The organism is Novispirillum itersonii (assembly GCF_014205675.1).
GTDB classification, from domain to species: Bacteria; Pseudomonadota; Alphaproteobacteria; order Rhodospirillales; family Rhodospirillaceae; genus Novispirillum; species Novispirillum itersonii_A.
Window position 1 is genome coordinate 52797 of sequence record NZ_JACIIX010000012.1, and the last position, 19664, is coordinate 72460.

Sequence of the window (19664 nt, forward strand, 5' to 3'; positions counted from 1 at the left end):
CCAGCCCGCGTCAGCGTCAGGATTTATGAAAAACCCCGCTGTTCCGGCGGGGTTTTTTCATGCCCGCCGCTGTATTGCGTAGGATCGGACGGAAAACCGCTGTAGGATCCGCACCGGACATATTACCGTGGTCACACCGCGCTTTTGGATCCCTACAGACAAATCCGGATCCAGCCGGATCAGAGGGGATTCTCATTATGGTCAGCAGCATCCGTCCGTCCGCCCCGGCCCGCCCGCCCGTGCTGACCGACCGCGACCGCGAGGCCCTGACCAACGGGCGGCTGGATCTTCTGGCCGCTCTTGATCCGGCGCTGGACGCCTTCTATCAGACGCTCTGCGACGACCCCGCCCTGTCCCCGGTGCTGACCGCCGCCACCGTGAGCAGCCTGTGTGAGGCCCAGCGCGCCCGCTGGGTGCGGATGCTGGATGGTGAGAGCAGCGAGGCCCCCGGCTGGCTGGGCGAAGACTGCTCCGCCCTTCCGGCAGACAGCGGGCTGGCCGCCTATCAGGCCTTTACCGAAACCCTGATCCTCCGGCTTCAGGCCGGGGTCCGGCTGTTTGGCACCGCCCGCGCTGCCCTGACCGCCGTGGCGGTCAAGCTGGCGATGGCCGACCTGCTGCGGGCCTGCCCGCCCGGTTCCGGCACCGGTACCAACCCCGGCAGCAGCGGGCCGCAGGAAGACGGGCAGACCGCCGCCCTTGAAGGGCTGCGCCACAACGCGCAGGTCACGATCTACACCAACGATGCGATGGTCACTCTGGCCCGCCTGACCCGCGATTCCCGCGAGACCAGCACCCGGGGCGGTACCATCGCCGCCGCCGCCGAGGAACTGGCGGCCTCGGTCACCGAAATCTCCCGCACCTCGGATTCCGCCTCGCAGGATGCGGTCCATGCCGAGGAAACGGTGCAGAGCGGCATCACCGCTGCCGGGGATGCCATCCAGCGCATGCAGGAAATCACCGATGCCGTGCGCGACACCCAGACCAGCGTGGAGGATCTGGCCAAAGCCGCCAACCAGATCGCCGACTTCATGGGGGCGATCAACGCCATCGCCGACCAGACCAACCTGCTGGCCCTGAATGCCACCATCGAGGCCGCCCGGGCCGGGGACCTTGGCAAAGGCTTCGCCGTGGTCGCCAACGAGGTGAAGACGCTGGCCAACCAGACCAGCCGCGCCACCGAGGAAGTCGCCGCCCGCGTGAACCTGCTGCAACGCGGCGTCAGCAGCATCCGCCGCGCCATGGAGCGCAGCGGCACCGCCGTCGCCATCGGCGAACAGGCGATTTCCGCCACCAGCAACCACATGGACCAGATGGGATCACAGGTCCATGCCGTCACCGCCAAAATGCGCGACATTGCCGAGATCCTGCACCAGCAGAGCAGTGCCTCCACCCAGATTTCGGAAGGGATCGGCATGATCGCCGAAATGGCGGAGGCCAACCGCCAGCACCTGACCGACGTCGCCCGCAGCATCGAACGGTCGAATGACCAGATCGCCGCCCGCGCTGACCGCTGGGCCAGCATCGGCACCGCCCGCGCCCTGTGCGAAATCGCCAAGATCGACCATGTGGTGTTCAAGAAGCGGGTCACCGATGTGGTGATGGGCAACCTGCCCGCCGGGGATGCCGCCCTGAGCAGCCACCAGAGCTGCCGCCTCGGCCGCTGGTACGAGGGGATCACCGACCCGGCCCTGCGGACCCACCCGGCCTATATCGCCCTGCTGGATCCGCACCGCCGGGTGCATGACTGCGGGCATCAGGCGGTGGCCGCCGCCGCCGCCGGGGATACCGATGCCGCCCTGAACGCGCTGGATGCCCTGAACGAGGCCTCCCACGAGGTGATCGATAAACTGGATGCCCTGTCAGCGGTGATTGCCGCCAGCGGCAAGGCCTGATCCGGCCTGCCGCGTCCGCCGCCGGTGTGATCAGCCGCCGATGACAGCGGTGCTGTGCTGCGGCCACGGGTTGTGTCCGTCGCGCAGCCAGCGCAGGGTATCGGCCCAGAACCCGGCGGCATGGCTGTCATGGAACAGGGTGAAATGGCCGATGCGGTCCCGCCCGTAATCGGCGGGCGACAGCCGGACCATGGTCCGCTCCGCCCCCCGGTAATAGGCCAGCGTGCGGGTGATGGCGGGCACGGTGCCGAATTCATCATCGGCCATCGTCACCGCCAGCAGCGGCGCTGTCACCGCCGCCATCGACGCCAGCACCCCCGGGCGGTCCGCCGGGGGATGGCTGCGTTCAAACCGCCGCCCCCGGAAGCTCCAGTCCCGGGCCACCCCGGCGGGCAGGTCTTCCAGCCAGCCGAGCCGCCGCCCGGGAAAATAGCCGTACAGCAGCGTCAGCAGCGGCATCGCCAGATGCCATTTCAGCAGCAGTCCGGCGCGTTTGTCCGCAGCGTAATCCCCGCACCACGCATATTGCGCCCCCATGGTCAGGATCCGGTCCAGCCGCGAGGCCGCCGGAGCCAGACCCGGCAGAAACCCGCCGATGCTGTGGCCGACCAGCATCAGCGGCCCGCCCCGGTGCTGACTGTCAAGGAACCGCAGGGCGGCATCGCAGTCCAGCGTGCCCCAGTGGTCCCAGCGGATGCCGCTGCCGCGCAGCCGCGCCGGGCGGGACAGGCCGATCCCCCGGTAATCATAGGTCAGCACATCAAAGCCGTGCCCGGCCAGAAAGCGGGCGTAACGGTGATAGTACCGCGCCAGCACACCGGTGGCGCAGTTGATCAGGATGCTGCCGGACGGCGTAAGGTCGGCCGTCCGGAACAGGTGCCCGCCGAGGGTGACGCCGTCACGGCAGGGAATGCCGACCGGCTGGCCTTCGACGGCGGCGGGGGGTGTCGCGGTCTGGGTCATGACCCCACGATAGCCACAGGCCCGGCATTGTGTATATACATTGGTCGGTATACATAGGTCAGGTCTATAGGGGAGCAGCCTTCCCGGAGGAAACGATGCCTGAGACATCCGCGACAGAAGAACCGGCCAACCAGAAACCGACCCCTGACCGCATTCTCGCCGCCGCCTCGGCGCTGTTTCAGGCACAGGGAGTGCGGGCGGTCAGCGTCGATGCCATCGCCGGACAGGCCGGGGTGACCAAACGCACCCTGTATTATCACTTCCGCAGCAAGGATGACCTGATTGCCGCCTACCTGACGGCGCGGGATGAACCCAATCTGGCCGCGTTCCGGCGGTGGGCCGACGCTGCCGGATCCGATCCGGCGGCACGGGTGACGGCGCTGTTCCATGGCCTGTCGCGGGCGGTCCGGCATCCGAAGTGGGCAGGCTGTGGCTTCCTGCGCACGGCGGTGGAGCTGAACACCCTGCCCGGCCACCCCGCCGTGGTCGCCGCCCGCCGCCACAAACAGGCGGTGGAAGACTGGCTGACTGCCGGGTTCTCCGCCCTGCCGCCGGAAGCGGCGCGGACGCTGGCCCGGCAGGTCTGCCTGCTGATCGACGGCGGCTTCTCTCTGGTGATGCTGCACCGGGATCCGGCCTATATGGACCGCGCCGGGGAGGCTGCCGCCGCCTTGGTGCGCGGCAGCCTCCCGGCTCAGGCCGGTGGTCAGAACCGGACCTGACCGCGCAGCCAAAGGGTCCGCCCCGGCTCGTTGACCCGGGTGGTCTGCTGGTATCCGTCCCCGGCCAGCGAGGCCGTGCCCGCCTTGCTGATGTATTCGGCATAGGTCTTGTCGAACAGGTTATCGACCCCGGCGGTCAGGGTCACCGCCTCCAGCGGCCGCCAGCCGACACTCAGGCCGACGGTGGCAAAGCCCTTCGACGATCCGATATCGGTGCCGACAATGTTGCCCCAGCCGACATCGGTGCGGTCCTGTTCCGACACCGCCCGCATCTGCACGCCACCCATGAAGGTGCCGTCGTCATAGCGCAGGCCGAGGCTGCCTTCCAGCGGGGCAATCTGTGCCAGCGGCTTATCTTCGGTGGTGTTTTCGCCGTAGGTATAGGCCAGCGACGTTTCCACCCGCCACGACGGCAGGAAGCGGTAGGCCACTTCCGCCTCGCCGCCGTAGGTGCGGGCATCAATGTTCTTGCCGGTGGTGGAAGACAGCAGGACGTAATCCGCCGTCTGCGAGGCAAAGCCGGACAGACCGACCCGCCACGGGCCGCTGTCATGCACCGCGCCGACATCCAGCTGGCTGGTGCGTTCCTTGGCCAGCGCGAAATTTTTCGACCGTTCCCAGTAATCCGGGGCGCGCTGGGTGTGCGACAGCGCCCCGTAAACGGTCACCGGCAGGCCGGGATCAATGTCCTGCTCGTACCGCAGCAGGGCGGAATGCAGAGTATCGCTGTCGGTCGGGGTGCCGACGCCGTCGTCATCGGTGACATCGACCTCGGTCAGGCGGTATCCGGCGATGCCCCGGCTGGTGGCTGACAGATCCTGCGTCAGTTCCGCATAAACGCTGTGGCTGTTGAAGGTCATATCGGTGACCCGGGCCTTGGACTGGTAACTGACCCCGGCCAGATACTCCGCCCGGCTCAGGCCACGGGCGGTGCGGATATCCTGATTGTAATCAAAGCCGACCTTCAGCAGCGTCCCGGCGAAGGGGTCAAAATCCCCCTGAAGGCGGAAGCCCTGATTGGTGCGTTCCGGGTTGCTCAGGGCCGCCATCATCGACGCCGCATCAAACTTGCGCAGCGAGAAGCGGTCCATCACGTGGTCAACGTAGTTGTAATACAGCTGGCCCTTTACCTGCGCCACACCGGGGGCGACATTGCGACGGGTGACATCCAGCTTCAGGTCCTGCCGGTCAAACACCGTGCCGTCCATCATGCGGTCGGCATAGGCGGCCTCGGCCTGACTGACATCCACCCCCAGCTCGATGGTGGTGTCGTCGTTGGGGGTGAACCCCAGCAGCGCGGTGCCGCTGGTGCGTTCATACTGCGAATGCACCGCCCGACCGGCGCCATCCTTGTAATCATCGGACTTAGAATGGGTGCCGATCGCCCGGATGTAGCCCTCTTTCGCCCCGCCGGTGGCATCCAGCATCTGGTCATTGCGGCCATAACCGCCGATCAGGGCGCTGGCGTTGCCGCGCATCCCCCAGTCGTCGAACCGCTTGGTATCACGGTTGAACAGGATGGTCCCGGCGCTGGCCCCGCCGCCATAAACCACCGACTGCGGCCCCTTCAGCACGGTGATGCTGTCGTAGGATTCCGGGAAGGCGTAGGTGGTCGGCGGATCCATGCGCCCGGCACAGCCGCCCAGCAGCGGCGTATCATCCAGCAGGATGTTCAGGCGTGATCCGGTCTGACCGCGCAGAACCGGCTCGCCGCCGGTGCCGCCCTTGCGGATCATGGTGAAACCGGGCACCGATTTGAGATAGGCCCCGCCATCGGCCGCCGGAATCGGCGTCTGGGCCGCCTTGGGGTCAAGCTGAAGAACCATCGGCTCGCTCAGCTCCGGCGCGGTGATGACCAGCGGCGCCAGTTCCGGCTCAGCCGGGGTCGAGGGGGTGGTCTGGGCGAAGGCAGTGCTCAGGGCCAGCAGCGACACGGCACAGCCGGCGGCACCGCGCAGCAGCACGGTGCGGGAAACATGAAAAGCGGACATGGAGAACGTCCCCGGACTCTCGGGTGATCAGCGGTGATCCCGCCTCCCCCGGATCAGCCCCGGGGCGGGATCAGACGATACAGCGGCAGGAAAGCCCCGGCGGCGGGGCCCGGCTGGGGCACACCGCCCGCCACAGCAGGCGCGGCGGCAGCGTGGCCCGGACCGCCCATCCGGCCGGGATGATCCGCCCGGCATACGGCACCAGCAGCAGCACCGCCGCCAGCACGGTCAGCGCCAGCGCCGACACCCCGCTCATCCACCAGCAGCAGTCATGGGCCGATGACAGGAGATCACCCCCGGCCATCACCCCGCCATCCCCCGGCATCGCCACACAGAGTTCCGCCGTCAGGAAGGCCGGACCGTCCGACGCCGCCAGCATCAGCGACCCGCCGACCGGGGAGATAATCCGCCCGGCCACCACCAGCACCAGCAGCAGCGACAGCACCGCCAGCCGCAGACGCGGCGGCAGCAGGCGCAACAGGCTGGAAGGGCTGCGGACGGACAGCATCGGGGGTCCCGGATCGGTCATGGATCGGGGCACCGTAAACCCACATAAAAATAATTGCTATCGAAAATCGGCCACCGCCGCCGCCAGCCGCCGCACCGCGTCCGGCAGGTCCTCCGGCCCGACACTGCCGACACTCAGGCGCAGCGACGACGCATAGCCCCCAACCGGAGAGAACAGCGGCCCCGGCACCACCGACAGGCCATGGTGCCGGGCGGCGGCCATCACCGCCATGGCCTCCAGCCCGTCCGGCAGAGTCAGCCACAGGCTCATCCCGGCGCGGGGTTCGGCAATCACGGTTTCCTGCGGCATCTGGCGGCGCAGTTCGGCCACCAGCACCTCCTGCCGCCGCCGGTATTCCGCCGTCGCCCGCCGCGCCAGCCGGGCATGGCCGCCACTGTCGAGAAACCGCGCCACCACCGCCTGCGCCGGGGCGGGGTGCGACAGATGACGGCGGAAACTGGCCTGCAACACCGCCTCGTGCCAGCGGCCCGGCACAATCCAGCCGATCCGCAGGCCCGGCCCCACCGTTTTCGACACCGACCCACACAGCAGGCCGCCGTCCCCCGCCCCGGAAAACGCCAGCATCGGCCGGGGATCGGACAGCGGGCCATGCAGAAAGCCGAAGCAGTCATCCTCGATCAAAGGCACCCCTGCCGCCAGCAGGTCCTGCCGGATTTCCTGCCGCGCCGCCACCGGCACCGATCCGCCGAGCGGATTATGCACCAGCGGGCTGAGCAGGCAGGCCGCCAGTGCCCCCCCGGCCCCATCCCCCGCCGCAAGGGCCGCCCGCACCGCCGCCGGGGACACCCCGGTCTGGCTGTCCGCCGCCAGTTCCACCACCCGCAGGCCATGCCCGGCCAAGGCCAGCAGCACCCCGTAATAGGCCGGGGTTTCCACCGCCACCACCGCCCCCGGCGCGGCCAGCACGGACAGGGCCAGATCCAGCGCCTCCATGCAGCCATTGGTGATGATGATGTCGTCCGGCCCGCAGTGCAGGCCGCGGTCTTCCAACACCCGCGCCACCGCCCGCCGCAGCCCGGCTTCCCCCGCCGGATCACTGTACCGCCCCAGCAGATCGGCCCCGCCCTGCCGCAGGGCACTGGCATGCAGGCGCGACAGCGTGGTGATCGGCAACAGATCCGGCCCCGGCTGGGCCGCCCCCATGGCAATCAGGCCGGGCTGAAACCGCTGGGTCAGGATCTGCCGGGCCAGCTCCGGCAGGGCCACCGGCTGCGGGGTTCCGGCCCCCGGCTGCGGCGTCACCCCGGCGCGGACCGAGCGGACAAACCAGCCGGAACGGGGGCGCGGTTCGGCCAGACCGGCATCTTCCAGACACTGCAAGGCCCGTACCGCCGTCTGCGGGTTAACTCCCTCCGCCCGCGCCAGCCCCCGCACCGAGGGCAGCCGGTCGCCGGGGCGGAACACCCCCGCCCGGATCCGCGCCGTCAGCACTGCCGCCAGCCGGTCCGCCATGGTTTCGCCGGGTGCCATGTCTGTGATCATCGCCGCCCCTCTGTATTGCTCAAATTTCACGCCAACTGTATCTGTGTCGGTTGCGGGGGATCAACTACCGTCTGGGTCTCCCCACCTTCTCCCCCGGAGACACCGCCATGTCCGCCGCCTTTCCCTCCTCCGCCCCCGTGCGCACCGGCCTGCTGCTGGGCACGCTGGGGGTGGTCCTGTTCTCGCTGACCCTGCCGGTCACCCGGCTGTCGATCCTGCTGTCCGGCCTGTCGCCGCTGGGTGTGACCCTGATCCGGCTGGACGTCGCCATCGTGCTGGCCGCCGTTTTTCTGGCCGCCGCCCGCGCCCGCCTGCCCGACCCGGCCCTGCTGCGCGACCTGCTGGCCGTCGCCGGTGGGGCGGTGATCGGCTTTCCACTGTTCATGGCCTATGGCGTCACCCTGTTCCCCGCCGATCAGTCCCCGGCCAGCCATGCCATTGTCGTCAACGGGCTGCTGCCGTTTGCCACCGCCGTTGCCGCCACGGTGCTGTGCGGCGACCGCCCGTCCCCCGGCTTCTGGCTGGTGGCGCTGGCGGGCAGCGGCTGCGTGGTGGGCTACGCCCTGACGCTGGGCGGCGGGGCGTTCTCGGTCGGGGATCTGGCGATGGCGGCGGCGGTGCTGTCGGCGGCCACCGGCTACGCCTGCGGCTCCCGCCTCAGCCGCCGCCTGCCGAGCTGGCAGGTGATCTGCTGGGCGGTGCTGCTGTGCGCCCCCGTCGCCCTGCCGCTGACGCTGGCCCTGCCGTGGATTGACGGCCCGATCCCGGCGCAGGCGTGGAGCCTGCCCAGCGTTACCTCCCTGCTGTATCTGGGGGCCATCAGCCAGCTGATCGGGTTCTTCGCCTGGTACCGGGGCCTGTCGCTGGGCGGCACCGCCCGGGTCAGTCAGGTACAGCTGCTGCAACCGTTCCTGTCCCTGCTGGGGGCGGCGGTGCTGCTGAACGAAGTGCTGACCCCGCTGACCCTGATCATGACCGTGGTGGTCGCCACACTGGTGATGATCGGCAAACGGATGCCGGTGCGGGTGGGGTAATGTTTGGTTTTTTTTGGGGCCCCTCAAACGCCGGGCGGGCGCATCCGCGCCCTTGGCTTACGTCCGCATGGGCGGACGGGCCCTCAATGGGCCAGTCGCTGCGCTCCATTGTTTTTACCCCCCTCAGGTGCCCGGCATTGCCGGGCCTCCGACGCCCTGCGCCACACAGCGCCCGACCACCCGGCGCAGCCACTGGCTGGCCGGGTCGGCATCCAGATCCTTCCGCCACAGCAGCGACACCGTATAGCCCCCCATCGGCAGCGGCGGCGGGGAGACCGCCAGCCCGGCAAAGGCCGCCAGCCGCGCCGCCGCATGGGCGGGCAGGGTCGCCACCGCCCGCCGCCCCAGCAGGAACGGCGGCAGCGCCGCAAAGTGGGTCAGCGCCGTCTGCACCCGCCGCGTCAGGCCCAGCGGGGCCAGCACATCATCAACAATGCCGGTCCGCCCGTTAAACGACACCAGCACATGCGGCAACCCCAGCCATGTCGGCACATCCAGCGGTGCCGCACCCCCGCAGGCCGCCGCATCAAACACAAGGGCGAAGCCACCCTCCGCCACCGCCTGATGGCACAGTCCGGTGCCCTCCGGCGCATGGGCAATCACCGCCAGATCGGCCTCGCCGCCCGCCACCATCGCCTCCACCGTCGCCCGGCTGCTCTGGCGGAAACGGACCACCGCCGCCGGGGCCTCGGCATCCAGCGTGCGGGCAATGTCCGGCCCCACCGCAATCTGGAAATCATCGGACATCGCCAGTGTGAACGCCCGCTGCGTCCGCGCCGGATCAAACGGCGGCGGCACCAGAAAGGCCCGCTGCACCTGCTCCATCCCCGCCTGCACCGCTGCCGCCATCGCCTCCGCCCGGGGGGTCGGCTGCATGGTGCCGCCAAGGCGCACGAACAGCGGATCCCCCGTCACCGCCCGCAGCCGCGCCAGCGCCGCGCTGACCGCCGACTGCGACAGCATCAGCCGCCGGGCGGCGCGGGAAACGTTCCGCTCCTGCCACAGCGCCAGAAAGGTCACCGCCAGATTGAAGTCCAGCCGCGCACTATCATTCAGGTCAATAGTTTCCATCACCAATGACACCTTTGTTGATAGTGCAGACCCTGCCATCCTTGGTCCACACCGGCAACTCCCCACAGCCCTCCCCCTCCCTCTTTTCCGGAGTCTTTCCCATGACCCAGCGCCGCGTCGCCGTCGTTCAGGCTGGCAGCACCCTGTTTGACACCGCCGCCACCCTCGACCGCATGGAAGCCCACTGTCAGGCCGTCGCCCGCGACGGGGCGGAGCTGGCGGTGTTCCCCGAGGCCTATGTCGGCGGCTATCCGAAGGGGCTGGATTTCGGGGCCCGTGTCGGCAGCCGCACCCCGGCGGGGCGCGATGACTACCTGCGCTACTGGCAGGGCGCGGTGGAGATCGACAGCCCGGAGTGTGCCCGCATCGGCGGCTTCGCGGCCATGATGAAGGCGCATCTGGTCACCGGCATCATCGAACGCGACGGCGGCACCCTGTACTGCACCGCCCTGATCTTCGGCCCGGATGGCAGCCTGCTGGGGCGGCACCGCAAGCTGATGCCCACCGCCAGCGAGCGGCTGGTGTGGGGACAGGGCGACGGATCAACCCTGCCAGTGGTGAAAACCCCGGTCGGGGCGATCGGCACCGCCATCTGCTGGGAAAACTACATGCCAGCCCTGCGCCAGACCCTGTATGCCAAGGGCGTCAGCCTGTACTGCGCCCCGACGGTCGATGAACGCGACATCTGGCAGGCCTCGATGCGCCACATCGCCTATGAAGGCCGCACCTTTGTGCTGTCGGCCTGCCAGTATATGACCCGCGCCGATGCCCCGGCAGACTATGACTGCCTTCAGGGCAACGACCCGCAGACCGAGCTGATCCGGGGCGGCAGCGTCATCGTCTCGCCGCTGGGCGAGATCCTCGCCGGGCCGGTCTACGGGCGGGAAGCGGTGCTGACCGCCGACATCGACCTGAACGACTGCATCCGGGGCAAGTATGACCTTGACGTCAGCGGCCATTACGCCCGCCCGGACGTGTTCCGTCTTACGGTTAACGAAACCCCGCGCACCCCGGTGCAGCCGGTCACCGAACGGACGGGGACGGAACCGGCGGACGACAGCATCAGCGCCGACGCGCCGTAACCAGCGGGGCCGCCAGCGGCACGGTGCAGACCAACACCGCCAGCAGCCAGAATGCCTGTTTCAGGCCGACGATATCGGCGATGAAGCCAATGGCGGCGGGCCCGGCGAGAATCCCGGCATAGCCCGCCGTCGAAACCGCCGCCACCGCCAGCGCCGGGGGCATCACCGTCTGTGCCCCGGCCAGCCGGAACAGCACCGGCACAATGTTCGACGCCCCCAGCCCGATCAGCAGGAAGCCCGACAGCGCCACCCACGCCTGCGGGGCCAGCAGCAGCACCGCCAGCCCGGCCAGCGTCATCGCCCCGCCCCAGACCATCACCGCCCGGTCGCCAAAGCGGGCGGTGATCCGGTCCCCGGCAAAGCGCCCGGCGGTCATGGCGACCGAAAACAGCATGTAGCCAACCCCGCCCTGCTCCGCCGCCATCAACCCGGAGGTGGTGACCAGCAGGGCACTCCAGTCCAGCATTGCTCCTTCGGTCAGGAACATGGCGGTGGTGATCGCCGCCAGCACCAGCACCACCCCGCGCGGCCGCACGAACAGGGGGCCATCCCCGGCCTGACCGCCGCGCAGCAGACGCGGCGCGGTGATGATCATCCCCACCAGCATCAGCGCTGCCCCGATCAGGGTGGCCGTCAGCACGTCCGGGCGGGCCGACAGCAGCACCGTCATCATCGCCGCCCCGGCAAAGCCGCCGACCGAATACAGGGCGTGAAACCCCGACAGCAACGGGCGGGGGGCGGCGCGGTCCACCTCCACCGCGTGAACATTCATCGACACGTCCAGCGTGCCGACCACGGCCCCGAACAGGGCCAGCGCCGCCGCCATCACCGTCACATCGCTGATCTGGGTCAGCACCGGCAGCAGCAGGGTCAGGCCGAACCCGCCGAACAGAATACAGGCCCGGGTGCCGTAGCGGGCGATCACCACCCCGGTCACCATCATGGCAACAATCGACCCGATGCCGATGCACAGCAGCAGCAGGCCCAGCACCCCGTCATCCACCCCCAGACGGGCCTTGACGAACGGCACCAGCGGCGCCCAGCAGGCCATTCCGAACCCGGCAACGGCAAACGACAGACGGGTGGCCAGCCGCGTTTCCGGGCGGTCAGCGGACAGGACAGGGGCGATATGCACGGGGGGAGTCTCCGGGGGAACGGCAGTGCAGCATAAGCAACCAAGGGTATGTAGCGCCCGCCTGCCGCTGCGGCAAGAGAGGAGATTTCCCCACCCCCGGAACCATGATACCCTGCCGCGCTCCCGCATCCTCCCGGAGCCCCCCGCCATGCAGCATCTGCCTGAACTTCTCGGCATTGCCGCCACCATTGCCGTCGGGGCGGCCAGCCCCGGCCCCAGTTTTGTGCTGGTGGCCCGCACCGCCGCCGGAAGCGGACGCGGCAACGGTCTGCTGGCCGCCGCCGGAATGGCCCTTGGCGGATCCCTGTTCGCGGTGCTGTCGCTGCTGGGGCTGCACAGTCTGCTGCTGGCGGTGCCGTCGCTGTATCTGGCCCTGAAAGTTGCCGGGGGCCTGTATCTGGCGTGGCTGGGCTGGCGGATCTTCCGGGGGGCAGCGCAGCCGCTGGCGGTTGCCATTGCCGACGATGGCCGCCCGGCCCCGCTGTCCGGCCGGACCTTCCTCGCCGCGCTGACCACACAGGTCAGCAACCCGAAAACCGCAATTGTCTATGCCAGCGTCTTCGCCGCCTTCCTGCCCGCCGATGCCCCCCTGTCCTTCAAGGTGCTGACGGCGCTGACAGTGTTCCTGATCGAAGGCGGCTGGTACATGCTGGTGGCGCTGGTCTTGTCCGCCGCAGGCCCGCGTGCCGCTTACCTGAAGGCCAAGCTGTGGATCGACCGCAGCGCCGGGGCGCTGATGGCGGTGTTCGGCCTGAAGCTGGCCGCCACCCTGCGCTGACCCGCCCCCGGTTCCCTCACCAGTCCGGATCCCTTACCAGTCCGGCCCCCTCACCAGTCCGGCAGTGTGCCGAGGCTGCGCTTGGGGGTATCAAACACGATGGTCGACCGCAGGCCCTTGATGTCCGGCAGGCGGTCGAACTCGTTCCAGATCAGGCGCTTGTAATCAGCGATATCCTTGACCGAGATTTTCAGCAGGAAATCAAAGTCACCGGTCACGGTGTGGCATTCCACCACCTCCGGCATGGCGGCAATGGCGCGGACAAAGCGTTCCCCCACCTCCGGCGCGGTGCGGTTCAGCGTCACCTCGGCAAAGGCCTGAAGCCCCAGCCCGACGGCGGCGGGGTCCACCACCACCGCCTGCCGGATCACCCCCGCCCCATACAGCCGGGCCAGACGGCGCGACAGCGGCGCGGCGGTCAGACCGACCCTTTCGGCCAGTTCGTTGTTGGACAGGGTGGCATCCTCCAGCAGGCAGCGGATGATGCGGCGGTCCACGGCATCAAGCGTCATCGGCAGGGTGCCCGGCGGCGTTACGGCATCAGACATCATCCCTCCGGCGGATCAGCGCAAACAGATCGACAGTTTTGCTGTTTTTACGCAAACGGACAACAGTTTGCGCTGCAACAGCCGTGAAAGAAGCGCAGGTTTTTGCGGCGCGGCTCTGCTATAACCGGATGCGTTATGTCCCTCCCCCGGCGCGGCGGGCGACTGGTGCCCGGATCCGCGCTGTCTTCAGGAAACGCAGACATGTTCGACTCCCTCTCTCCGCAACCGCAGGATCCGTTGCTGGCCCTGATCGGCCTGTATAATTCCGACACCCGCACCGACAAGGTTGACCTTGGCGTCGGCGTCTTCCGGGACGAAACCGGCCATACCCCGGTGATGCGGGCGGTGAAGGCCGCCGAACGGGTGCTGCTGGATACGCAGGACAGCAAGTCCTACGTCGCGCCGGAAGGGGACCGGGTGTTCATCGACCTGCTGTGGACCGTGGTCGGCGGCACCGACTGCGGCAAGGCCGTCGCCGGGGTGCAGGCTCCGGGCGGGTCGGGCGCGCTGCGCCTTGCCGCCGACCTGCTGGCCAAGGCCGGCAAGACCCGGGTCTGGGTCGGGGTGCCGACCTGGGCCAACCATCTCGGTATTTTCGGCTCCGCCGGGCTGTCGGTGCAGACCTACCCGTACTTTGACGTGCCGTCGCAGGCAGTGCAGTTTGACCGCATGACCGCCGCGCTGGAAAGCGCCGAAGCCGGGGATGCCGTGCTGCTGCACGCCAGCTGCCACAACCCGACCGGGGCGCAGCTGACCGCCGCCCAGTGGGCGGTGGTTGCCGAAATCGTCGCCCGCAAGGGTCTGATCCCGCTGATCGATTCCGCCTATCAGGGCTTCGGTGCCGGGCTGGAGGAAGACGCCGCCGGGCTGCGCACCGTGATCGCCGCCGCCGCGGAGTCGCTGGTCGCCGTCTCCTGCTCCAAGTTCTTCGGCCTGTACCGCGAACGCACCGGGGCGGTCTACGCCGTCGGCGGCAGCCAGAGCGCGGTGGAAACCGCCCGCTCCAATCTGGTGACCATTGCCCGCACCAGTTATTCGATGCCGCCGGACCATGGCTCCGCCGTGGTGCGCACCATTCTGGCCACCCCGGAGCTGAAGGCCGACTGGATCGCCGAGCTGAACGACATGCGCGGCCGCCTGATCAGCCTGCGGCAGGGTCTGGCCACCGCCATCGGCAACCACTGGGCCGGGTCCACCGCCGTCGCCGGTCAGCAGGGCATGTTCTCCCTGCTGCCGATGAAGGAGGCCGACATTCTGGCCCTGCGCAAGGACCATGGCATCTACATGCCGACCTCCGGGCGCATCAACATCGCCGGGCTGAAGCAGGCTGATGTGGCCCGCGTCGCCGCCACCTTCGTCCCGCTGCTGGGGTAAGACCATCATGACCGCTGCCGCTGTTACCCCTGACGCCCTCCCGGCGGAACGCCACCGCCTGTACGAAGACGTGCTGGCCCTGCTGACCGGGACGCTGCTGGTGTCCCTCGGCGCGGTCATTTACACCAAGGCGGTGCTGCTGGTCGGCAGCACCGCCGGGCTGGCCCTGCTGACCAGTTATGTCACCGGGCTGGGCTTCGGGGCGGTGTTTTTTGTGCTGAACCTGCCGTTCTATGTGCTTGGCGTTATCCGCATGGGCTGGGCCTTTACCCTGCGCACCTTTCTGGCGGTGGGGATGGTGTCGCTGCTGTCGCGCTACGTCAGCGGCTGGGTGGATTTTTCCACCCTCAACCCGGTCTATGCCACGGTGATCGGCAGCTGCCTGATCGGCTGCGGCATGCTGATGCTGTTCCGCCACCGCACCGGGCTGGGCGGCATCAACATTCTGGCGATGTTTTTGCAGGAACGCACCGGCCTGCGCGCCGGATACCTGCAACTGGGAATCGATCTGGCCCTGATGGCGGCGGCGTGGTTCGTGCTGCCGGTGGAAAATCTGGCGCTGTCAGTGCTGGGCATCACCATCACCAACCTGATCATCGCCATCAACCATAAGCCGGGGCGATACACCGCCTTCAGTTAAGGCGCTCAGGATCCGGCCACCGGGCCTGAGCGGGAGGGGGGGATCCGGACGATGATCCTTGATCCGACATCCGGTCTGTTCTACCTGCTGGCGGTCACCGCCGCCAGCGGGCTGACCGCTCTGGCCCTGTGGCACCGCCACCCGCAGCTGCGGGGGCTGGGGCTGATCGCCGTCGGCAGCCTGCTGACCGGCCCCGGGCTCGCCACCCTGATGGTGCGCAGTTCCCACGCCAATACCCTGCATAACGTGATTGTCACCGCCGCGGCCTTTGCCGTGGTCGAGGGGGTTCTGGTTTTTGTCGGCTACCGGATGGCCCTGCGGCTGGGGATCCTGCTGACAGCCGCAACGGCGGTGATCTGGGAACTGATCCTGATCTTTGCCGACGCGGTGTATCATCCGCGCATCATCGCCGCGACGCTGATCAGCGTGCTGATTTTCGGGCGCGGTGCCATTCTGCTGCACCGCCTTCATCCCCGGCGGGCGATGGATGCCGCCGAACGGCTGCTGTCCGGCACCCTGATCCTGCATTCTGCGGTGCTGCTGGCCCGCATGGCCACCGCCCTGCTGCACCCCACCCCGGACTTTATCCATCAGCCGGCCTTTCAGGGCTGGTTTTTTCTGGAACTGATCGTCACCCATGTGGTGCTGTATTATTCCGTGCTGATGATGGTGGGAAACCGCCTGTCCCGCGATCTGGACCAGCAGGGGCAGGCCCTGGAAACCGAACGCCGCCACCGGCAGGAACTGCACCATGCCAAACAGCGGGCCGAAGAGGCACTGGCGGAAAAGTCCCGCTTTCTTGCCGCCACCGGCCATGATCTGCGGCAGGTGACGCATGCGATGAAGCTGCTGCTCGCCTCCGTCGATCACGAACTGACCACCGCACCGGGCCCGGCAGGCCCCACGTCCGCCTCAGGCCGCAGCAGCCTGACCGCACTGGTGGCGGACATGACCGGCCTGACCGATTCCATGACCCGGCACCTGAATGCCCTGCTCGACATTGCCCGCCTCGACAGCGGCACACTGGTGCCCGATCTGCGGGCCACCCGCCTGTCTGACGTTCTCACCAGACTGTCCGCCCAGTTTTCGCCGATGGCGGAGGAGGCCGACGTCGATCTGCGGGTCATCCTGTCATCGCAGACGGTGTATACCGATCCCGGCCTGCTGCTGCGGATTCTCGGCAATCTGGTCGACAACGCCATCAGGTTCGGGCAGGGCGGACGGGTGATCGTCGGCTGCCGACGCCGGGGTGGCAGCCTGCTGCTTGAGGTCTGGGATCAGGGCCCGGGGATCGAAGCCGATCAGCAGGAGCTGATCTTTCAGGAATACCGGCAGATTGATAACCCCAACCGCGACCGCCAGAAAGGGCTGGGGCTGGGGCTGGGGCTGTCGATTGCCCGGCGCACCGCCGCCCTGCTGTCGATGCACGTAACAGTGCAGTCCAGCCCCGGCCAGTACACCCGCTTTACGGTAGAACTCCCGCGTCAGAACAAATAATGCGTGACAGACGCATTTAGACGTTCCCCTTTGCCTGCGGCTCCGTCATCCATACCGGTATAAGTTGCAGGGATGAACCGTCATGCACCGGCACATCATTTCCTTACCTGCGGATCCCCGGGCGTGGGCGGGTGAAAGTCTCGCCAGCCGGATCCTGACATTCCGCCGTCAGGCCCAGCTGTCGCAGCAGGCTCTGGCCGCTTTTCTCGGGGTCGGGCAGCGCACGGTCTCGCGCTGGGAACGCGGGGTCGATCACCCCAGCCCCAGCCTGCTCCAGCGGCTGGATGCCCTGATCGGCACGCAGGCCACCCCCCACCTGCCCCATCTGCCCGCCCTGTATGACGCCATCCGCGATGCGCCGGTGCCGCTGGCTCTGGTGGATGGTGCGGGCAACGTGCTGGTCGCCTCCCGCAGTCATCCGGCACGCCACGAGACGCAGGCCCGCCCCGCCGACCGGCTGCCGCAGGTGCTGGTGGTGGAGGATGATCACGGCGTTCTTCAGGCCACCAAGGCCATCCTCAACCGCTGGGAATTCCGCTGTTTCGGCATCACCAGCGGTGACGGTGCGGTCGAGGCCGTGCGCAGCGGTGACGTCACCCCCGATGCCGCCATCATTGATTATCTGTTACCGGGCAGCCGGGATGGTGTGGACACCGCCCGGGCTCTGCTGGCCCTGATCCCGGATCTGCCGATCCTGATCGTCACCGGGGAAGCCATCGTCGAAAACATCCGGAAAATCGCAGACTCCGGCCTGTCGGTAATCACCAAGCCGGTGGACCCCAAACAGTTCCATCTCGCCCTGAAAGCCCTGCTGCTGATGCGCGGAACCCCCTGACTCTGCCCGCTGCTGACAGAATCTGACAGACCTTCCCGGCAGACTGCCTGAACCGGCCTGCTGAAGCCGGTACTGACCGCCTCTGCCGGAGCCTGATCATGACCGCACAGTCCACCCTGTTCCCGCTGGACACCCCCTTCTCCACCCCGCAGGCCACCCCTGACGGGCGCAAATTCTGGATCGGCATCGTCTCCGCCGAGCATGTCCGGCGCGGGGTCGCCGGGGGCTTCGCGCAGGTGTGCCACGGCAAAGGCGGGCCGCTGCGGCGGATGCGGGCCGGGGATGGCTTTGCCTATTACTCCCCGACCGAAGCGTTCCGGGGCAAGGAGCCGTTGCAGGCCTTCACCGCCATCGGCACCGTCCGGGCCGGGGAGCCATACCTGTTCGACATGGGCGAAGGCTTTGTCCCCTACCGCCGGGACATTGACTGGCTGCCGCAGGTCCACACCGCCCCGATCCGGCCGCTGCTGCCGCATCTGGAGTTCACCGCCGGGCGCACCCACTGGGGTGCCCCGTTCCGCTACGGGCATTTTCAGGTCAGCGCCGCCGATTTCGCCCGGATTGCCGGGGCGATGGGGGCCACAATCAATACACCGTTCCCGGGCTGAGGCCGATTTCCGACGGACAGCCGCAGGCACTGCCGACCGGTCGGGCCGAGGGCAGGAAGCAACTGCCCTCGCCGCTGCGGCAGCGGGCGGAGGCCCCGTTTTCCGCCGCCGTCAATGGCCGGGCCAGCTCCAGCCGCAGATGGGCACGGATGCCGTCTTCTTCCTCATACGCTTCGCGCTCGATCGGGTTGGCCCGCTGCATGCCGTGGCCCCCAGCGATTTCACGGCCATAACGGCAGCGGAACTGTTCCTCCCCCCAGTCGCGGTACTGGCGGATGTGCACCATCTCGTGCCCCAGCAGGGCCACCAGATCAACCGGGCGGGATTTATAGGACGGGTTGAGCAGAACCCGGTTGGCGCGCGGGGCCATGCCGTTGACCCGCTGTAACGGGCACCAGCTGATCTCCAGCCCGTCAAACAGGGCGGCATCGGTCAGCCCCAGCCGGATCAGGGTGGCGCGGGCCTCGGCGATCAGTTCCGGGTCATCGTTGCGGCCGTCCCACGTATCGCAGTAGTCCAGCAGCGGCTGGACCATCAGGTCAAACGGGGCGGAACAGGACCGGGTCAGCGCCCGCGCCACCGCCAGCGGATCAATGACCAGCACCGGGGCATCCGCCGCCCGCAGCGGCCCAGAAACCGACACCAAGGCCGAAACCAAGACCGGAACCAGCAGCAGTGCCGCCAGCGCCCTGCGCCCCCCCGTCATGCCGTTTCCTTCAGGCTGCGCTGCGCCCGCTTGCAGATATAGCGCGTGGCCGCCACCGGGCTTTCCGCCAGCCAGCGGGCACACAGGGCCCGCACCCAGTCCGGGTGATCCTTGGCAGCATCGTTCAGCCAGTTGGCCACCGAATCCTGCACGTAGCGCGCCGGATCGGCCCGCAGCGGTTCCAGCAGCGGCAGGCCGGGAGACGGATCGGCCCGCAGCACCGCCGCATGGGCGCACCACACCCCACGCGGCCGCAGGGCTTCCGAGGCAAAGCGGCGCAGCCAGTCCGAGGGTTCCGCCGTCCACGGGGTCAGCAGGGCAATCGCCTGCGGCACATCGGTCAGCAGGGTTGGGCGGGCGGCCAGCCACACCCATTCCCGCACCCCGAAATGCGGATCATCGGCCAGAGGGCGCAACACCGCCAGCAGGGCCGGAAGATCCGCGCCATGCTGCTGGGCCAGCGCATAACACACCCAGCCGCGCACCGTATCCGACGGATGCCCGGCCAGCGCCGACAGATCGGCCCCGGCCTGCCGCAGCAGGGTGCCGCCCAGCGCCATCCGCCGGGTCACGCCCTCGCCCGCCGCCGCCTGCATCGCCGTTGCATCCGCCTGCGGCACCACCGCCGCCAGCAGAACGGCAAAATCCATCGCCAGCCCTTCGGTCAGGGTGGCAATCGCCACCCGCCCGGCATTCAGCTCCGCCAGACGCTCCGGCGCTACATCCGCCACACCGCGCCCTGACGGGGCTTTTCCGGTCACTGCCATCGCCAGT

19 protein-coding genes are annotated in these 19664 nt (G+C 68.5%); 10 read left to right on the forward strand and 9 right to left on the reverse strand.

The window, feature by feature from the left end:
* Nucleotides 1-197: 197 nt before the first annotated feature.
* Nucleotides 198-1895, forward strand: a complete 1698-nt coding sequence (locus tag FHS48_RS15000) for a methyl-accepting chemotaxis protein (protein ID WP_184264484.1) — start codon at nucleotides 198-200, stop codon at nucleotides 1893-1895.
* Between the two features lie 30 nt (nucleotides 1896-1925).
* Here the strand turns inward: FHS48_RS15000 and FHS48_RS15005 are convergent, their stop codons facing one another.
* Nucleotides 1926-2858, reverse strand: a complete 933-nt coding sequence (locus FHS48_RS15005; protein ID WP_184264486.1) for an alpha/beta hydrolase family protein — start codon at nucleotides 2856-2858, stop codon at nucleotides 1926-1928.
* 95 nt (nucleotides 2859-2953) lie between these two features.
* On the opposite strand from FHS48_RS15005, the gene FHS48_RS15010 reads away from it, so the two are divergent.
* A complete protein-coding gene (locus tag FHS48_RS15010) occupies nucleotides 2954-3580 on the forward strand; it encodes a TetR/AcrR family transcriptional regulator (RefSeq protein ID WP_184264488.1) in 627 nt (208 codons plus the stop codon).
* Here the strand turns inward: FHS48_RS15010 and FHS48_RS15015 are convergent.
* The 3 genes from FHS48_RS15015 to FHS48_RS15025 form a co-directional block, all read right to left on the reverse strand.
* Entirely contained in the window at nucleotides 3565-5571 is a 2007-nt protein-coding gene (locus tag FHS48_RS15015) for a TonB-dependent copper receptor (RefSeq protein WP_184264490.1), read from the reverse strand. The genes FHS48_RS15010 and FHS48_RS15015 overlap by 16 nt on opposite strands.
* 70 nt (nucleotides 5572-5641) lie before the next feature.
* Nucleotides 5642-6100, reverse strand: a complete 459-nt coding sequence (locus FHS48_RS15020) for a hypothetical protein (protein ID WP_184264492.1) — start codon at nucleotides 6098-6100, stop codon at nucleotides 5642-5644.
* Nucleotides 6101-6136: 36 nt separating this feature from the next.
* Nucleotides 6137-7582: an aminotransferase-like domain-containing protein gene (locus FHS48_RS15025; RefSeq protein ID WP_184264493.1), complete on the reverse strand. Its 1446-nt coding sequence runs from the start codon at nucleotides 7580-7582 to the stop codon at nucleotides 6137-6139.
* A gap of 107 nt (nucleotides 7583-7689) precedes the next feature.
* Here FHS48_RS15025 and FHS48_RS15030 point away from each other — a divergent pair, with 107 nt between their 5' ends.
* Complete coding sequence (locus FHS48_RS15030; protein ID WP_184264495.1) at nucleotides 7690-8616, forward strand: DMT family transporter; 927 nt, start codon at nucleotides 7690-7692, stop codon at nucleotides 8614-8616.
* Between the two features lie 123 nt (nucleotides 8617-8739).
* Here the strand turns inward: FHS48_RS15030 and FHS48_RS15035 are convergent, their stop codons facing one another.
* Complete coding sequence (locus FHS48_RS15035; RefSeq protein ID WP_260402507.1) at nucleotides 8740-9687, reverse strand: LysR substrate-binding domain-containing protein; 948 nt, start codon at nucleotides 9685-9687, stop codon at nucleotides 8740-8742.
* A gap of 101 nt (nucleotides 9688-9788) precedes the next feature.
* On the opposite strand from FHS48_RS15035, the gene FHS48_RS15040 reads away from it, so the two are divergent.
* The gene (locus FHS48_RS15040; RefSeq protein ID WP_184264498.1) at nucleotides 9789-10769 is read left to right on the forward strand and encodes a carbon-nitrogen hydrolase family protein; all 981 of its coding nucleotides are present in this window, start codon (nucleotides 9789-9791) and stop codon (nucleotides 10767-10769) included.
* Here the strand turns inward: FHS48_RS15040 and FHS48_RS15045 are convergent.
* The gene (locus FHS48_RS15045; RefSeq protein ID WP_184264500.1) at nucleotides 10750-11904 is read right to left on the reverse strand and encodes an MFS transporter; all 1155 of its coding nucleotides are present in this window, start codon (nucleotides 11902-11904) and stop codon (nucleotides 10750-10752) included. The two genes, FHS48_RS15040 and FHS48_RS15045, sit on opposite strands and share 20 nt — an antisense overlap.
* Before the next feature lie 148 nt (nucleotides 11905-12052).
* Between FHS48_RS15045 and FHS48_RS15050 the strand changes: the two genes are divergently transcribed.
* The gene (locus FHS48_RS15050; RefSeq protein ID WP_184264502.1) at nucleotides 12053-12682 is read left to right on the forward strand and encodes a LysE family translocator; all 630 of its coding nucleotides are present in this window, start codon (nucleotides 12053-12055) and stop codon (nucleotides 12680-12682) included.
* Between the two features lie 50 nt (nucleotides 12683-12732).
* Here the strand turns inward: FHS48_RS15050 and FHS48_RS15055 are convergent, their stop codons facing one another.
* Nucleotides 12733-13230: an Lrp/AsnC family transcriptional regulator gene (locus FHS48_RS15055; protein ID WP_260402508.1), complete on the reverse strand. Its 498-nt coding sequence runs from the start codon at nucleotides 13228-13230 to the stop codon at nucleotides 12733-12735.
* 201 nt (nucleotides 13231-13431) lie between these two features.
* Between FHS48_RS15055 and FHS48_RS15060 the strand changes: the two genes are divergently transcribed.
* From FHS48_RS15060 to FHS48_RS15080, 5 genes are all read left to right on the forward strand, one after another.
* Complete coding sequence (locus tag FHS48_RS15060; RefSeq protein WP_184264506.1) at nucleotides 13432-14604, forward strand: amino acid aminotransferase; 1173 nt, start codon at nucleotides 13432-13434, stop codon at nucleotides 14602-14604.
* Nucleotides 14605-14611: 7 nt separating this feature from the next.
* Nucleotides 14612-15244 (forward strand): YitT family protein, encoded by a 633-nt coding sequence (locus FHS48_RS15065; RefSeq protein WP_184264508.1) that lies wholly within the window; start codon nucleotides 14612-14614, stop codon nucleotides 15242-15244.
* A gap of 51 nt (nucleotides 15245-15295) precedes the next feature.
* Complete coding sequence (locus FHS48_RS15070) at nucleotides 15296-16741, forward strand: sensor histidine kinase (protein WP_184264510.1); 1446 nt, start codon at nucleotides 15296-15298, stop codon at nucleotides 16739-16741.
* An 82-nt stretch (nucleotides 16742-16823) separates the two neighbouring features.
* A complete protein-coding gene (locus FHS48_RS15075; RefSeq protein ID WP_184264512.1) occupies nucleotides 16824-17576 on the forward strand; it encodes a response regulator in 753 nt (250 codons plus the stop codon).
* A gap of 98 nt (nucleotides 17577-17674) precedes the next feature.
* A complete protein-coding gene (locus FHS48_RS15080) occupies nucleotides 17675-18184 on the forward strand; it encodes an EVE domain-containing protein (RefSeq protein WP_184264514.1) in 510 nt (169 codons plus the stop codon).
* Here the strand turns inward: FHS48_RS15080 and FHS48_RS15085 are convergent.
* Together FHS48_RS15085 and FHS48_RS15090 are read right to left on the reverse strand one after the other, a co-directional pair.
* The gene (locus tag FHS48_RS15085) at nucleotides 18162-18890 is read right to left on the reverse strand and encodes a hypothetical protein (RefSeq protein ID WP_184264516.1); all 729 of its coding nucleotides are present in this window, start codon (nucleotides 18888-18890) and stop codon (nucleotides 18162-18164) included. The two genes, FHS48_RS15080 and FHS48_RS15085, sit on opposite strands and share 23 nt — an antisense overlap.
* On the reverse strand, nucleotides 18887-19657 hold the full coding sequence (locus FHS48_RS15090; protein WP_184264518.1) for a HEAT repeat domain-containing protein: 771 nt from the start codon (nucleotides 19655-19657) through the stop codon (nucleotides 18887-18889). The genes FHS48_RS15085 and FHS48_RS15090 overlap by 4 nt, the downstream gene beginning before the upstream one ends.
* Nucleotides 19658-19664 lie beyond the last annotated feature (7 nt).

Excerpts from the sequence above, each read along its gene's own strand:
- FHS48_RS15070 (WP_184264510.1), top strand. The coding sequence starts at position 15,296 with ATGATCCTTGATCCGACATCCGGTCTGTTCTACCTGCTGGCGGTCACC.
- FHS48_RS15035 (WP_260402507.1), bottom strand. The coding sequence starts at position 9,687 with ATGGAAACTATTGACCTGAATGATAGTGCGCGGCTGGACTTCAATCTG.
- FHS48_RS15090 (WP_184264518.1), bottom strand. The coding sequence starts at position 19,657 with ATGGCAGTGACCGGAAAAGCCCCGTCAGGGCGCGGTGTGGCGGATGTA.
- FHS48_RS15015 (WP_184264490.1), bottom strand. The coding sequence starts at position 5,571 with ATGTCCGCTTTTCATGTTTCCCGCACCGTGCTGCTGCGCGGTGCCGCC.
- FHS48_RS15065 (WP_184264508.1), top strand. The coding sequence starts at position 14,612 with ATGACCGCTGCCGCTGTTACCCCTGACGCCCTCCCGGCGGAACGCCAC.
- FHS48_RS15050 (WP_184264502.1), top strand. The coding sequence starts at position 12,053 with ATGCAGCATCTGCCTGAACTTCTCGGCATTGCCGCCACCATTGCCGTC.
- FHS48_RS15010 (WP_184264488.1), top strand. The coding sequence starts at position 2,954 with ATGCCTGAGACATCCGCGACAGAAGAACCGGCCAACCAGAAACCGACC.
- FHS48_RS15055 (WP_260402508.1), bottom strand. The coding sequence starts at position 13,230 with ATGTCTGATGCCGTAACGCCGCCGGGCACCCTGCCGATGACGCTTGAT.
- FHS48_RS15020 (WP_184264492.1), bottom strand. The coding sequence starts at position 6,100 with ATGACCGATCCGGGACCCCCGATGCTGTCCGTCCGCAGCCCTTCCAGC.
- FHS48_RS15025 (WP_184264493.1), bottom strand. The coding sequence starts at position 7,582 with ATGATCACAGACATGGCACCCGGCGAAACCATGGCGGACCGGCTGGCG.
- FHS48_RS15080 (WP_184264514.1), top strand. The coding sequence starts at position 17,675 with ATGACCGCACAGTCCACCCTGTTCCCGCTGGACACCCCCTTCTCCACC.
- FHS48_RS15075 (WP_184264512.1), top strand. The coding sequence starts at position 16,824 with ATGCACCGGCACATCATTTCCTTACCTGCGGATCCCCGGGCGTGGGCG.
- FHS48_RS15005 (WP_184264486.1), bottom strand. The coding sequence starts at position 2,858 with ATGACCCAGACCGCGACACCCCCCGCCGCCGTCGAAGGCCAGCCGGTC.
- FHS48_RS15085 (WP_184264516.1), bottom strand. The coding sequence starts at position 18,890 with ATGACGGGGGGGCGCAGGGCGCTGGCGGCACTGCTGCTGGTTCCGGTC.
- FHS48_RS15040 (WP_184264498.1), top strand. The coding sequence starts at position 9,789 with ATGACCCAGCGCCGCGTCGCCGTCGTTCAGGCTGGCAGCACCCTGTTT.
- FHS48_RS15000 (WP_184264484.1), top strand. The coding sequence starts at position 198 with ATGGTCAGCAGCATCCGTCCGTCCGCCCCGGCCCGCCCGCCCGTGCTG.
- FHS48_RS15030 (WP_184264495.1), top strand. The coding sequence starts at position 7,690 with ATGTCCGCCGCCTTTCCCTCCTCCGCCCCCGTGCGCACCGGCCTGCTG.
- FHS48_RS15060 (WP_184264506.1), top strand. The coding sequence starts at position 13,432 with ATGTTCGACTCCCTCTCTCCGCAACCGCAGGATCCGTTGCTGGCCCTG.